Raw genomic sequence first — 13,468 nt, forward strand, 5'->3', positions numbered from 1 at the left:
TTCTAAGGTTGGTAATGATATCACAGCTTAAATCGTTGATATAATAGCATTCTTGAGCGTTTGGTGTCTCAAAAGTGTCCCGACACACAAAAACCGGAGTAGGAATTAACCTACTCCGGTTTTTTTAACTTAATTTATTCTCAAACATGCTCATCAACTCATCAACCGTCATAACTTTCCATGTTTTGGTTAAAGCTAAAGATTTTCGGGCATCTGGAGCTTCCAGGTCGTTAATCTGCATGGCGTCAACAACAACATCGTGACCCTGATAATCATCAAAGCCAACGATTAGCTTTGTGTCACCAGCAACTTCTCCTGTTGCCAGCATTACGCTGACTTGAGTTAATGTTTATATAATTTAAATTTGGTATCGATAGCTAAAATATAAAAAAAACTTCATTATCAATCTTCCCGATAACCCTACCTAGTTTATTAAGACGAAATATCCAGTACTTATCGCCACACAATTCGTTTCTACCACTATTTATAAAATCACCATGAACCCTTAGATCAACATAAGATTCATGCAACCTTTCCAGTCCAGTTTCTTTAGGCAACATCATAATATCAGCTTTATCTTGGACTGATAAAAATTGAATTTTTTTCTAATAATTTAAGCCTAGCTTCTCTTGAAACGCCATTATTTTTATTAAGATTAAAACCTTTTTCTTCAGTTAAAAACGAAAAATTAAATGTTAATCTAGTTCTATTGTGCTTGGTAAGTATGGGATTGTCAAAACTATTGGGTTGATAATTAGACCTAATCTTCTTCAACTACAAATACCTTCTCAAAATATTCCTTAATCAGGTCGTCTTTAATAACATCATTTCTCGCTGTTTCTAGCCAAGGTTTTTCGCTGTGTGTTTGCCTCATTAAGTCATATGCAGAGCTGTGTCCATAAATGTCATAGATGCTATTCAAAATATCTGAAGATTGTTCATTATTTTGAAGTTCTTTGTAATCACTGCGTGTTTTATCATCTAATTCATCACCAACAATACCACGCTGTCCATAGTAAATTTCATGAACCTTCACTACCACTGGACCATACTTCCAAGCTACAATATCTTCATCAAAAAAACCGATGATTCGTTACCACTAAACTGGCAGCTTGAATATAGTACAACAGTTTCATTGTTTTCATTTGCGTAAGCTCTTCAACATTTTCATCTTCACGCATATCAGCGAAATTTCTGGCTCGTAACCAATTAACGACTTTTAATACATCATACATACAACTCGCCTCCCTTATTCATGATTATATTAGAATTTTTTTCAACCGCTCGTCAATCATCTCACGTAATTCTTTTAAATCATCCTTCTTCCTAGCAAATTCACGAATGCATTTCTTAGCTTGTGATCGTAATTGATACGTTCTCATCTTAGCTTTACTGGCATCATTCCACTTCTTATTGGCTCGCTTACGTGATTCACTTAATTCATCCATAATTGTACCCCAAGGGGATTGATAGATTTATTGTAACATAAAAAGGCAACCGCTCCGGAACGATTGCCTAAAACTTTGTATGTGCCCCACATACAGGGGAGTTGGGAGCCCGTAGACCACCCCAACAGGTTCTTTATGATTATAACACAAAAAACACCCCCAACCAATTAAGGTTGAGGTGTATTTGTTAATGGGTTATTTAAATTATAAATCTATTGCCGTTGTGAGTAAACAACAGAATTAAGTTGGTTCATGTCTACACCATTATTGATGTCGTGAGTAAGTTGGTCTTCAGAGATACCCCAGCTAGCGAAGTAGCCATACGGGTCTTGATGATCACCAGACATGTTCCGAGAGACCCAGCGGTGAGACTTGTCACCCTTCGTTCCAACGCCACCGTCATCTAGCGTGGTTGGAATGCCATAGTAATTAGAGTAGTACCGAGCTACCGCAATGTACTTAGCATAATCTTGTAAGAATTGCGCCCGATTCCAAGTCCGACCGAGTTCGATTTGAACTGGTGCGTATGGATTAGCGTCTAGTGCACCCCAACTTACGTATCCAGGGTCAGAAACACAGAAGACTTGGCCACCGTCACCAACTACGAAAGTCGTGTTAGCAGTAGCCCAGTTGTTCTTAAGGTAACTAGCATTAGCAGCTGCACCACTTTCTGCTCCCACTTCGTGAAGAATGATGTAGTCAGGAATAGCTAAGCGGCTATCGCCTTCGCCAGCACCTAGTTCGTAAGTCCAGTTAATTTCGCTTGGGTCAAAACCCGTTTCTTGATTAGCGTTCTTGGTAACGCGACCGTCCTTATCAGCGTGGTAACTAACACCGTCAACAGTAATGTCTTTGTTCTTAACTAATAGGTACGTTGTTGGGTCAAAGTACCAAAGACTACCTTGCCATTCTTGCAAGCCACTTTGAACCCGACCGTCAGAACCAACAAGATACCACATACCCCATTGAGACTTAACGTAATTACGCTTAGTAATTAGAACGCCGTCCTTATCGAAGTACCAATAACTTCCTTGCCATTCTTGAATACCGGATAAGACACGGCCGTCCTTGTCAACCATGTGATACTTTCCGTCTTGTCCCTTGACGTAGTCACGATGTTTGATTAATTGCTTGGTTGTTGGTTCAAAGTACACTTAGAGCCTGCCCAGTCTTGAACACCGTCTAATGCTGTTCCGTCCTTAGTTAAATACCACGACTTATCCTTGGGGTCTGCGATATTTGGGAGCTGTTGGTACTTCTTACCACTATCAGTCTTACCTTTTGTAATGTAAGTATAGTCACCGTTATTGCCATGTAACCAACCAGTTAATTCCGTGCTGGCTTGTGCAACGGTTGTTCCAGCAATAGAAAAGGCGGCTAACAATGCCGCCCCACTAAGTGTTAATTTCTTCTTTAGATTCATGCTATTCTCCCTTCTTATATTCATCCAAGGTTCCGTTGACTTTGAGTTCAGCCCAAGCGTGTTTGATTGCGTTTGAGATTTGTTCAAACTGAACGTCCGTAAAACCTAATTGGTGCATTCCGCGTCTTAGAATGTTACGAGCCTCGCGCGCTTGCTCCTTACCGTCAATTCCTGTGACCTTTCCTAGTTCTTCGGCTGCAACAACTGCATCTTTAGCTAGCGAATCAAGCGTTAAGGCGATAGACCGTGCTTTGTCGTTTCGATTCAGGCCAACCCCAATCGCTCTTACAACAGCGATTAAAATTACTGTCAAAATAGTCGTTACTAATTCCATGTCTATTCTCCTTTGACGTGTTCTTCCAAACGAGCAATTCGTACTGAGTGATCATCAATCGTTTTATCATGACGATCAATTAGTTTGTGCTGTTCATCTTGCGTTTTGATTAAATTGTCGATTTGAAGACCAAATCGAACAATGGTTTGCGTAAGCTCCGTAATTGATTTGTTGAGTCGTTTGAGCTCTCCATCAACCACCTTATGCGCCTGTTCTCTAACCAGGTACTTTGACAAAGCGTATACGCTACCGCCAAGCGTCCCGGCGATTGCCACCAAAGCAGCAACATCAGTAATTTCTAATCCTTCCATAAAATTCACTAAAACACCGCCTTTCTATTTAGCTGGTAAGGTTGCCAACTTAGCATTAATTGCCGCGACGTCTGATTGAACCTTAAGTAACTGCCCGGACAACGTAGTTACCTGATCTCTAAGTTGTTGGTTTTCCGTCTTAAGATTCTGAACATCAACCTTATCAGGGACGCTGGCCACCGTTGACAAGTCAGCTTTATTGGCTAACAACTTATCAACACTCTTAGCGTCGTAATAGTTAGCCATGTCTTGCTTATCCTGCTTGCCATTAAGTTTCTTCTCTAAATCAGTTGTGGTTGTGTAGTTATCCCATTGAATTGTTTGCGTGTCCGGCAACACGAAATCAAGCACTAAGTCCGTTGCAGTGCCGGAGTTAGTTACGCTTGGTTGTTCGCCGACCGTAACCTTGCCGATTTTGAGCGTTAAGGCTGTGTCACCTTTATCACCAGGGTCTCCTTTATCACCTTTAAGCTTGCAAGCCAATCTGCTTGAGTTCCTGTGTAGCCGTTATCTCGAGCGACTTCATAGGCTGATTTACCGCCTAAAGTGCCAAGCCAGCTTGCTTCATCGGGAGCGTTAGTTGTTTGATTTTCAATCGCCAAATCGTAAGCCGATTTACCGTTCGCACCTTGTTGACCAGCAGGAATCACAAAGTTAAATACTGCGTTACTAGCAGTCCCCGAATTTGTTACGCTTGGTTGGTCTCCGGTGGTTACCGTTCCAATTTGAATTGTCGCTGGAGTTCCAGGGTCGCCTTTAATTGTTAGCGGTTCTAACCCGTCCATAGTTGGAACGCTAGTGAAAGCGTCCGTGTTGGTTGTTTCATCTGCCATTACTTAGCCCCCCAATTAATACTCATAACGAAAATTGACGTCCACACCATTTTTTGACTGGTGCGTCAAACGTAATCATAACTTTGTTGTCACCAGTCATTTGGAAGTAAGAGTTTGGTTCTACATAAGCTGTTCCAAGGCAAACTGAACCACGCCCAAATAAGCCAGGGATATTTAAATAAGCATTTCCCCAAGCACGGTCAACGTGGTAATCAACATTCCCAACACACGCCATAAGACTGACGCCACCAGGCAAGTCAACTTCTTGTACAACCATAGCGTCTTGAACGCCAGGCTTTGAAGCATTTTCACCAGTCCAGTTTTGATGCCAAGGCTTTACTTTAACCGTTGGAACAGCCTTAATAAGGTTCATGATTGAGTTCATTGCTCCACCAGTAAGTTTGTTAATGTTAGCTTGATCTATATCAACATGAGTGATGTCTGCGTCTGCCGCTGTCAAACCACTGTCAAAGTGTTGCCAAGCTGAATAATGATTTTCTTCATTGCCTTGCAACGCTTTCTTTTGAGCGATTAATTGCGAGTATTGATTGAGCAACGCAATCATTGAAGCTAAAGTTTGTTGTGCCGTTGTAATACCGGTGTTTACAATTTTCATTTGTTCGTTTGCTTTAGCGAACAAATCGTCAATCGTTTCAGCAAAGTTAGCACTTTCTCCTGTGGTTAAAATCAAGGAGTTCTTAATCACTTCCATACGAACGGAAATAGAACTAACAACCGTACCATTCTTGTCTACAACTCGAATAAAAGCCTCTTGGTACGGACCTTCCGCTTGATAAAACGGCGCAGCAATCTTCAACGTAACAAGCCCGTTAGCAGCATTGTTAATAGTTGCCTTGTTTGTATACTTAATTTTTCCGGCACTGTCCTTGCCCATTAAATCAACAGAGTAATTAGATAAGTTACGTGGCTTGCCGTTTTGCATAATTTGTAAGTTGACGTCTCGCCAGTTGTCACCTTGGCGACCATTCAATTGGTCAACTTCGAGTACTTGATCAATGTCGAGCACAGTTTCGACTTGTGTGTAAACTTTCCCGTTCATAGGTGGTGTATTTGCTGCTTTCATTTAAATTTCCTTTCTAAATTGAATTAGCTACGTTGATAAATCGCTCTAAAATAGTCCAATCAGTGTTTAAATCGCTGATAACTTGGTTAACTTCTAGACTTGATGGAGTAATCAAGCCGTCAGTAGTTACTTCCATTCCGTCATTGTCCATAAAACTGATTCCGCCGAACTTAATTCCAAGCAACGTCTTTAATTCGTTAACCGATTCAATGATGTAGTTTCGTGATCCACGGTTTAAGTCCACGAATGTTTGAGGAATGAAGTTAAATTCAAGAGCCTTATAAATCAAAGTCATGTTGGAATTAAAAACGCCGATTAATTCACTGCTAGAATTAATCGACGTTAATTTAATTTGAACTTTTGGTTGTTCAACAGGTTGAGATTGTTGAACAACATAATCGGGGTTTGCCACGACTTGCGTAACCCCCTGCGGTGAAGTTTGAGTTACAAACGGTTGAACAGAGTGTTGTCCCAGTTTCTTATCTTTAACAAACTTGGCGATTGCTTGGGCTTCTGCTGTCGCCCCTTTAACAGTAGGGTGGACGCCTTTTTGCCCCTCTTGGAGCATATCAACGGCGTTGTCATAAGTAATCACTGGAGAAGTACGCCAGTCCCAGTAGCTTGCGTTCCATTGATTAGCGACTTCAATCAACATGTTAATCAAGTCGTTTTGCGACCAACCTTAGAGTTTTTGTCGTCTAAGCTAGGAACATTCCCGCCGTTACGCCACCGGAAGTCCGGTCCTGGAAGAACAAGCAAAATATCCGTGTTGAAATCGAATAGTTGAATAGCCCGAATTGTTTGCGACGCCGCATACCGAATGTCGTCTAGTTCCGCCGGCCAGCCGTAATTGTTGACACCAAATTCAAGGATAGCTAAGTCGTACCCTGTGTTAGGGTTGTTGTCTACTTGAGCTAAGGAGTCAGTCCCACCAGCCACCGACCAACCTGCACCGCTAATTGCAGCGTTCTTGACATCAGCGCCAAGAATAGCGCCAATTTGACTTGGAATATTATCTCGCTGGTCAACTCCGTCACCGTGGAAGATAGAGTCACCATAAGTGATAATTTTCATCTAATCACCTACTTTTCTGTGTCTGCCGTTGTTCCCGTATCTGTCGTGTCAGCTACCGGTTCAGTAATGCTGGCGAAGTAATCACGAGCTTGCTTGAGAGCCAAACCGGCGATGACGTTTTTGTTCAAGTTGTCGAAAGTTTGACTACCAGTAAGGTTGTCTTTAGTAATGCGTACTCGAGCGCTTGCGTAAGCTGAACGTGGTTGATCAGTAGATGAAACCTCTACGTCAATGTATTGAACGTTGTTTTTGTCATCGAACGCATAAGTGATTGATTTGAGTAAAGTTGTTGCCATTAGTGGTTACCACCTTTCTTGTTGTCATTGTTCTTTAGTTGTTCTAATTCTTGTTCTAATTGCTTAATTTTTTTCGTCCTTGGCTTCGATTTGTGCTTCCAAAATTGCTTGGTTAGCTTCTACTGTTGCCAATTTGTTTCCTAGCTTTACCAAGGCGTTAGTAAGTGTTTGATTATCCATGTTTTACTTCCTTTCTAATTTCTCAACCCGTCTAAGCAGGTTTTGAACTACAACAGTTAAATAAGCCACTAAAGTTCCGTCTTCACGGGCGTTTCCGGTGTCAGATAGAAATTCTCTAGGGGCATTGTACTTTTTAACCTTGTTAACATCGTCGATGATTAACGAACCGTAACGTTTGGTCTTACCTTGTTCAACGTCTGATGTGTACTGGTAAGAAAGCATATCAACGGCCTTAATCTTACTAATCGCTTCATCTTCCTCAATTGGAAGAATATTAGTCTTTTCAGACAATAGCGAAAGCTGAACAAAAGACTTGGCTTGCACGGTTGTAAAATTACTGGTCATTCTTGAACCAAAAGCAATCATATCGTGACTAGCGTCAGACCAGAATTGCCAGCCGTTGATTGTGTTACCTTGAATGTGGACGTCTTGCTTAAACCCAGCTTGACACCACACCTCAAAAAGTTGTTTTGTATCGTCGTATGTCCGAAAATAAACGGTATCGCTTGCTGCACGAGAAAAGCCAAGCCAGTTATCACCGCTATTTCCACCCTCAAAGAAGAGCGACGGAGTTATCCATACGCCGGCTGCCGATATTTTGAATTGGGGTTTCTTATTAGTTGCTAATCGGTCTGATGTTGAAATTGACAGCATATCTTCTTTTACATTTGCTTCATTGACGAAGTCAGACATAAAAATTTTATGCTTAGTGTTGCCGTTTTGGTCTGCCGTTCTTATGTAGCCATTGCCGTAGTAAATCGAAGTATTATTAGAATTTTTGATTGATAACTCGCTGGCATTTAATTGCAACGTTGACTGTCCATTGCCGATTGTAACCCTATCAGTATTAATTTTCCCAGCATTGAGCAAGTCAGCGTTTAACCCACCGTCAACGATCGTTTCGCCTTTCAACACAAGCTTGTTGCTTTGGAACAACGCCCTACCAGCAGTTAGATTAATCTGACTCATAAGCTTGTCACCACTGGTCTTATCCGTAACTCGAACGTTCCAGTCGTTGTCCAGCTGTGAAATTCTAGACTCGAACTGGTCGCTGGATACCTTCTGCTGAAGTGCGTTAGCAAGCTGTGCAACTTCCGACTTGCTTGCTGCATTCTGCACCGTGCCTTTAATCCCGTCCACCGCTGCCGTTAAATCCGTGACTGATTTAACGGTAGCTATATCACTAGGCGCTGGCGTGTATGGAGTTGCGATTGAACCACGTTCTGATTTAAAACACCTCCATTCAACCGAAGCGCCGGTTTGATTTCCGTTTGAGAAGTTAAGGTTAGGTGCTAGGTAATGTTCGTTAGCAGGCACTGTTACCGTTAAGGTTATCTTCCCCGAAGAACCGCCGGAATACTTGGAAGCAACGATTGGTGATTTACGTCCAGTTTCAGTACCTGTCCAAACTTGAATGCCCCAATCAGTTCCCGATCCGTGGTTGAAGTTACGATACTCAACCGAGAATGTGTAAGTCTCGCCAGGGTTTACCGGGAACGCTCGGAAATAATCAACCATATAACTATTACCGGCAGTTTTTTTCCACTGATCACTAGTGTAAGGAGTTAAGTTAATTCCCGCCCCAGCAAGGCTTTCTTTTGTTCGTGTTTCTAAATTAGTAATGTTCAAGTTCCACTGATTAGCTTGTTGAGCTACCTGTGTTTGAACCCAGTTTTGCGTTGCTAGCCCGTTGGTTGCTGTGGTCAACTCGGACTTGGTTACTAAGTTAAGGATTTGATTTGCCTGTACACCAATCTTGGCGTTAGCATCGTTTACTGACTGTTTAAGTCTGTCAACGTCTGTTTGATTGGCTTTGATGTCAACAGCGCTCTTGGTTTGGTCTACCAGCGTGGATAGGTCGCTAATCTTTTTCGTAGTGTCCGCTAGGTCATCCTTGGATACCATATTTCCAACTTGGTTGCGAAAACCGTCAGCCGTGATTTTAAGGCTGTCGATGTTGTTCTTGTTATCTTCAACCCGACCCTCGAGACCACTAGCCTTTTGGTTGAACTCGCTGATTGCTTGTCCTTGTGTAGCTACGGTTGTTTTAACTCCGTTAAGGTCTAAGTTTAAGTCGATTACTTGCTTAGTGGTAGCTAAGTCTGCGGGGGCTGGTGTCCATGGAGCCGGTTTATCACCTTTAACAACCATTAACCGTCGCCAATTTATTGAAGATCCTCGTTGAGTAGTTCCTGTGTTCCAACCGAAAGCAAGCGATATCTCTAATCGCTCCGTTCCCGCTGGAGCTGTAACCGTTCCGGTTAAGGTTCCCTTTTGGTCAGTAGTCAACCAAGTTTGAATCCAAGGCGAAATTCGATTTGGTCCAGGAGCACCAGTCCAAACTTCAACTCGCCAAGTCGAGTTATCTTGACCGCGGTTGAAATTTTGGTATTCAATCGAAAAAGTATACTGAGACCCTGGTTCAACTTCCCAAGATTGTGTTTGTATCGTTTGATAACCATCGCCCGATTGAGTTACCCAATCACTAGGAGTATCAGTAACCAAATTCATTGACGTGTTTTGTTGCTTATCAAATTTAGTCTGTAAGCTTGTCAAATTAATGTTAAAGCGGTCTGCCCATTGCTTGACCTGACTAGAAACGAAATCTTGAGTAGCGACATCTTTCAATGAGTTATTCAACATTGCTTGCGTTACACGCTGTGCTATCTCGTTAGCTTGGATAGTTTGCTGTGCGCTAACTGTGTCAACTTGGCCCTTAATCCCGTCAACGGTCGTTTTATCGGCTTTGAATTTCAGCGCTTCCTTGGTTTGGTCAAAACTACTTGAAAGCGTCGTAATTTGCCCGCCTTGTGCTTGCATTCTCTTGACCAAGTCATCAACCGCCGCCTGGTTAGCTTTCCCGTTAATCGTCGTCTTGGTTTCGTCTTGATACTGCTTAATCGCTTGCTTGTACTTGTCTAACTCGTCGTCAGAAACCATCCGTCCAACTTGGTTACTAAGTCCGTTCGTCGTTATTTTAAGCTGGTCAATATCGCCGTTCGCCGTTTGCAAGTCTGCGCTTAACTGGTTAGCAGTCGCTTGAACCTTGTTAATTGAATTGCCTTGGTCTACCAACGTTGCTGTCGCTTGATCAGCCGTCAACTTAATTCGGTTGATTTGTTGCCCTTGCCCTGCAATCGTTTGACCTTGCTTGTCAATCGTGGTTTGTTGCTTGGATAAAGTTGTCGTCATTTCTCCGGCTTTAGTTTCAACGTCCGTTAATCGTCCGTCTTGGCTAGCCAGGGACGCTTTAATCTCATCACTGAATTGTTGCAACTTTGACACGTTGCCTTTAACGTCAGCCACCGCTTGCGTCAGTCCGTCAGCGTTCTGTTGTAAGGTAATCACTGTTTTACCTTGTGCCTTGGCTTGGTCGCTTAACTTAGTAAGCTCTGCCTTGGTTGCGTCCAGTCCGTCAGTCAAGCCGTTTAACGTTGTGATTTGGTCAGCTAATTGTTTAGCCGTACTGCCCCACTTATCGTTAACGGTATTTATGTTAGCCAGCAAGTCTTGTTGTTTTTGCATTAACACACTGGCTCGTTGGCGTTGCTCTGTCGTTAAGCTGTTCAAGTTATTCATCAACTCAAGCAGTTTCCTGTCGTGACGTCCCATTTGTCGTTAATATGGTTGATGTCTTTGAGCAACTCCTTCGCTCGAGCAATCGCTGTGTTAGAGCTTGCCTTAGCTTCATCAATCGCTTGGTTGATGTTACTGATTGACTGCTTATTAACTTTACTTTCTTTAACTAGCTTATCAACCGTTTTGGCGGCTTTTTCCGCTTCTGCAATCGCCGGCAAGACTTCCTTGTGCCGTAAATCAATCATCATTTGCTCGATTCGACCTGATTCTTCAATTGCTTTATCAAAGCCACGCATGATATCGATTAAATCATTAGCGTTTAATGCTTCTTTTAAATCAGCCATTATTTACCTCCTTCCTATCGTTATTTGTTTGTGATTCAGCACTTACTGTCTTTTGTTTTTCTAACCATGCACGATTGGTTGACGATAGTGTCATGTTTGAACCAATCCAATTATTAACATCATTGATGTTATTCCGAACAGCGCTGATATCCTTACGCAAAGCAACGTTGATATCCTTCAACGCATCGTTAGCATTGTTGAATGTTAATTTCAATTTAGCATCAGGATTAAAGTACGGATCGTTACCGGTTACTTCAACCACAGTTACGTCTGTGTTGATGTTATGTTCCGGAATAACCGCATGAACCTTATCACCCAAACTAACCACAGGTTTATTAAGTAACTTAGTACTAATCACATCTAAATCCAATGAAACTACTGGCTTGCTTTGTGTTTGCTTTGCCGTTTCATCACGAGCTTCTTTTTCATCATAAACATCATCCAATTTTAACGGAGCCCCAACATGGCGACGTATAGCTTAATACTCTCGTCATCTTGCCAATCAAATTTGATTTGGTAGTAAGTACGAGTGGTAGTTGTTGTTCCACCGCCGCTATCATCAGATGAACCTTCGCCACCAAGTACGTTTGCCAAAGGATCATACCGGTACCAGTTTAAAGGCTTATAATAGCCGTCAATCGAACGTGTATTGCATGGCTCAGAATAACTAGATTCTTGAATCAAAGTTTTATTATCCAGTGCACAAACAACATGACTCAAATCAGGTACAAAACCTGCATCTCCAGTTTGTACTTCGCTTCGCTTAATCGGTCTCATCTGCTTAATAATTTGATAAGTTGAACGTGCACCATCCTTTAGTCGGATTCCAAAGTGAAGAGCCAATGAAAGCCATAGGCCCGAACAATCAGTAGGATGGGCCCCGTCTTTAACCTCTCCACCCCACTTATAAACCTGAGGCTCTGGAGAAAGGTAAGTTTTAGCGTGTTCGATATATTCCTGCGCCCGAGACTTTTTAATCGGAACTGATTGTCCTTTAGCACCGCCGCCGTTTGACTGAATCGTTTTGATTGGGTCTAACCAACCACCGCCTTCATCAAACGAGTGCGCAAACGCCGTCGCGAAATCTTTCGTCGTAATTCCAAGGTGGAGATGAGTTGTCGTCAATCGCCCAATCACATCCCCAGTTTTAACACTTTGGCCAACTCGCACGCTAACCGAATTACCAAACTCTTGATAAACAGTCGTTAAGCCATCGCTGGACTTAACAGTAACCACCATAAAGCCGGCTTGGTAACCAACTGACGTCACTGTTCCACCGTGAACACATAAGATGTCACCGGAGTAATGAGCGCTCCCAAAGTCGAAACCATCATGGAAGTCACTACCACCACTCCCTGGTCGAACCCAACCAGTATGCCCAAATTGTTGACCGTTCTCCCAACTAGTCGGAGCGCCGTTCATACCGCGGAATGGCCACCCCCAAGTACTCTTTGGAGCCGGTGGTTTAATAATCGTCTTAGAGCGAGGAGCTCCATGAGGCGACCAACCACTTCGCCCACTAATCTGCCCTAAGAAGTTAGGGATGTTGAATGAAGCTAATAACTGGTCAAACCCGCTCTTGATGTTCTTGTGCCCCTCAACTGCATAGTAATTAAACGTTTGCGGAATAAATTGGAGTAACCCTTGAGCAGGATTCCCGTTGGCCATATTAACGTCCCAAATTCCTTGAACAATTTGTTCATTACCCCCAGATTCACGCTTTATTTGAGCTTTGACAAGATTTATCCCGTTATCATCGATAGGCACGTCCATTAATTGTGCAGCATAGCGAATTACAGGGCCCCAATCGCCATTGACTGGTTCGGTTGGCCCGTCACCAACTTCGCCATCGCTACCGCCAGTTGTTATGGTTTCTTCCATTTTTCCGGCGTAAACCTTGCGAACGTTGACCAAATCATTAACATCCGCTTGGATTTGAGATTGGCTGACGTTGTAGAGATAGCGGAAATCCATATCTAATTTTTTTAATCAAAGCGTCGTCCGTATAGATATGTAACGTGTCGCCTTGCATAATGTAACGTCCACCGTACTTAGACAAGTTATTGTTAAGCCACTCTAGAACTGTCCCGTCACTCACCGGACAAGCTCGTTCAGGGAAGTTACCGTGTAATTCATATTTAACATTTTTGCTGTTCTGAAAGTACACATCCAACTGATCTTTAAGCTTGAATTTTTGCGTTTCGCCAGTCCGCTTAACAGTAACCCCTTCTTTCTTATCGTCAGAATTAGTTGCCGTTGTCCCGCCGGTAGTATTCTGACTTTCGGGGTCAGTATCATACCGAAGATTACGAAGCGCATCGATAAGATGATGACTTGCCGTGACTTTATTCTTGATTAATCCTTGTTCATTCGCAACTGGTTCAACTTGCTCAATTACATAAGTTTCGCCGTTGTAAAGTACTAGCGCCTTTGATTGAGCCAAATTAAAAACTCGTTCAAAGCCCGGCTTATAAGTCAGGTTGAACGAGATTTGTTGTGTTCCAGATAATTTACTTGTAAATGCAAATGAGTCGTATAAGTCGGCGTAACTAACTAATTCGG

At 42.6% G+C, this 13,468-nt stretch carries 18 protein-coding genes and 1 pseudogene; all 19 read right to left on the bottom strand.

Features of this window, described 5'->3' with window-relative positions:
- Positions 1 to 124: 124 nt before the first annotated feature.
- On the bottom strand, positions 125 to 328 hold the full coding sequence (locus tag JCM14505_RS07355; RefSeq protein ID WP_054653753.1) for a hypothetical protein: 204 nt from the start codon (positions 326 to 328) through the stop codon (positions 125 to 127).
- Between the two features lie 432 nt (positions 329 to 760).
- Positions 761 to 1,042, bottom strand: coding sequence for a Panacea domain-containing protein (locus JCM14505_RS10475; RefSeq protein ID WP_369395520.1), 282 nt, complete (start codon positions 1,040 to 1,042; stop codon positions 761 to 763).
- A 31-nt stretch (positions 1,043 to 1,073) separates the two neighbouring features.
- The gene (locus JCM14505_RS10480) at positions 1,074 to 1,235 is read right to left on the bottom strand and encodes a Panacea domain-containing protein (protein ID WP_369395521.1); all 162 of its coding nucleotides are present in this window, start codon (positions 1,233 to 1,235) and stop codon (positions 1,074 to 1,076) included.
- A 24-nt stretch (positions 1,236 to 1,259) separates the two neighbouring features.
- Positions 1,260 to 1,448, bottom strand: coding sequence for a hypothetical protein (locus JCM14505_RS07370; RefSeq protein WP_054653758.1), 189 nt, complete (start codon positions 1,446 to 1,448; stop codon positions 1,260 to 1,262).
- A 212-nt stretch (positions 1,449 to 1,660) separates the two neighbouring features.
- Positions 1,661 to 2,602: a peptidoglycan recognition protein family protein gene (locus tag JCM14505_RS09230; RefSeq protein ID WP_225352302.1), complete on the bottom strand. Its 942-nt coding sequence runs from the start codon at positions 2,600 to 2,602 to the stop codon at positions 1,661 to 1,663.
- Positions 2,572 to 2,871: a hypothetical protein gene (locus JCM14505_RS09235; RefSeq protein ID WP_173571629.1), complete on the bottom strand. Its 300-nt coding sequence runs from the start codon at positions 2,869 to 2,871 to the stop codon at positions 2,572 to 2,574. Before JCM14505_RS09235 ends, JCM14505_RS09230 begins: the two co-directional genes overlap by 31 nt.
- A gap of 1 nt (position 2,872) precedes the next feature.
- Positions 2,873 to 3,205 carry a phage holin, LLH family gene (locus JCM14505_RS07380; protein ID WP_054653760.1) on the bottom strand — a complete coding sequence of 111 codons (333 nt, stop codon included), beginning with the start codon at positions 3,203 to 3,205 and terminating at the stop codon, positions 2,873 to 2,875.
- 2 nt (positions 3,206 to 3,207) lie between these two features.
- On the bottom strand, positions 3,208 to 3,525 hold the full coding sequence (locus JCM14505_RS07385; protein ID WP_054652645.1) for a hypothetical protein: 318 nt from the start codon (positions 3,523 to 3,525) through the stop codon (positions 3,208 to 3,210).
- Positions 3,526 to 3,540: 15 nt separating this feature from the next.
- A complete protein-coding gene (locus tag JCM14505_RS07390; protein WP_054653762.1) occupies positions 3,541 to 3,999 on the bottom strand; it encodes a hypothetical protein in 459 nt (152 codons plus the stop codon).
- On the bottom strand, positions 3,939 to 4,349 hold the full coding sequence (locus JCM14505_RS07395) for a hypothetical protein (protein WP_054653764.1): 411 nt from the start codon (positions 4,347 to 4,349) through the stop codon (positions 3,939 to 3,941). Before JCM14505_RS07395 ends, JCM14505_RS07390 begins: the two co-directional genes overlap by 61 nt.
- A 22-nt stretch (positions 4,350 to 4,371) precedes the next feature.
- The gene (locus JCM14505_RS07400; RefSeq protein WP_054653766.1) at positions 4,372 to 5,433 is read right to left on the bottom strand and encodes a BppU family phage baseplate upper protein; all 1,062 of its coding nucleotides are present in this window, start codon (positions 5,431 to 5,433) and stop codon (positions 4,372 to 4,374) included.
- A gap of 13 nt (positions 5,434 to 5,446) precedes the next feature.
- Positions 5,447 to 6,088, bottom strand: a complete 642-nt coding sequence (locus tag JCM14505_RS07405) for a hypothetical protein (protein ID WP_156249869.1) — start codon at positions 6,086 to 6,088, stop codon at positions 5,447 to 5,449.
- Positions 6,089 to 6,093: 5 nt separating this feature from the next.
- On the bottom strand, positions 6,094 to 6,507 hold the full coding sequence (locus tag JCM14505_RS07410; RefSeq protein WP_054653770.1) for an SGNH/GDSL hydrolase family protein: 414 nt from the start codon (positions 6,505 to 6,507) through the stop codon (positions 6,094 to 6,096).
- Between the two features lie 8 nt (positions 6,508 to 6,515).
- The gene (locus JCM14505_RS07415; protein WP_054653772.1) at positions 6,516 to 6,803 is read right to left on the bottom strand and encodes a hypothetical protein; all 288 of its coding nucleotides are present in this window, start codon (positions 6,801 to 6,803) and stop codon (positions 6,516 to 6,518) included.
- Between the two features lie 183 nt (positions 6,804 to 6,986).
- A complete protein-coding gene (locus tag JCM14505_RS07420) occupies positions 6,987 to 10,562 on the bottom strand; it encodes a methyl-accepting chemotaxis protein (RefSeq protein ID WP_162200505.1) in 3,576 nt (1,191 codons plus the stop codon).
- Positions 10,562 to 10,906, bottom strand: a complete 345-nt coding sequence (locus tag JCM14505_RS07425) for a hypothetical protein (protein ID WP_054653776.1) — start codon at positions 10,904 to 10,906, stop codon at positions 10,562 to 10,564. The genes JCM14505_RS07420 and JCM14505_RS07425 overlap by 1 nt, the downstream gene beginning before the upstream one ends.
- Positions 10,899 to 11,351: a phage tail protein gene (locus tag JCM14505_RS07430; RefSeq protein ID WP_054653778.1), complete on the bottom strand. Its 453-nt coding sequence runs from the start codon at positions 11,349 to 11,351 to the stop codon at positions 10,899 to 10,901. The genes JCM14505_RS07425 and JCM14505_RS07430 overlap by 8 nt, the downstream gene beginning before the upstream one ends.
- Before the next feature lie 2 nt (positions 11,352 to 11,353).
- Entirely contained in the window at positions 11,354 to 12,820 is a 1,467-nt protein-coding gene (locus tag JCM14505_RS07435; RefSeq protein WP_054653780.1) for a M23 family metallopeptidase, read from the bottom strand.
- 4 nt (positions 12,821 to 12,824) lie between these two features.
- A pseudogene (locus JCM14505_RS07440) lies at positions 12,825 to 13,460 on the bottom strand (hypothetical protein); the annotation flags it as partial.
- Positions 13,461 to 13,468: the final 8 nt, after the last annotated feature.

This window comes from Limosilactobacillus equigenerosi DSM 18793 = JCM 14505 (genome assembly GCF_001311375.1).
GTDB lineage: Bacteria > Bacillota > Bacilli > Lactobacillales > Lactobacillaceae > Limosilactobacillus > Limosilactobacillus equigenerosi.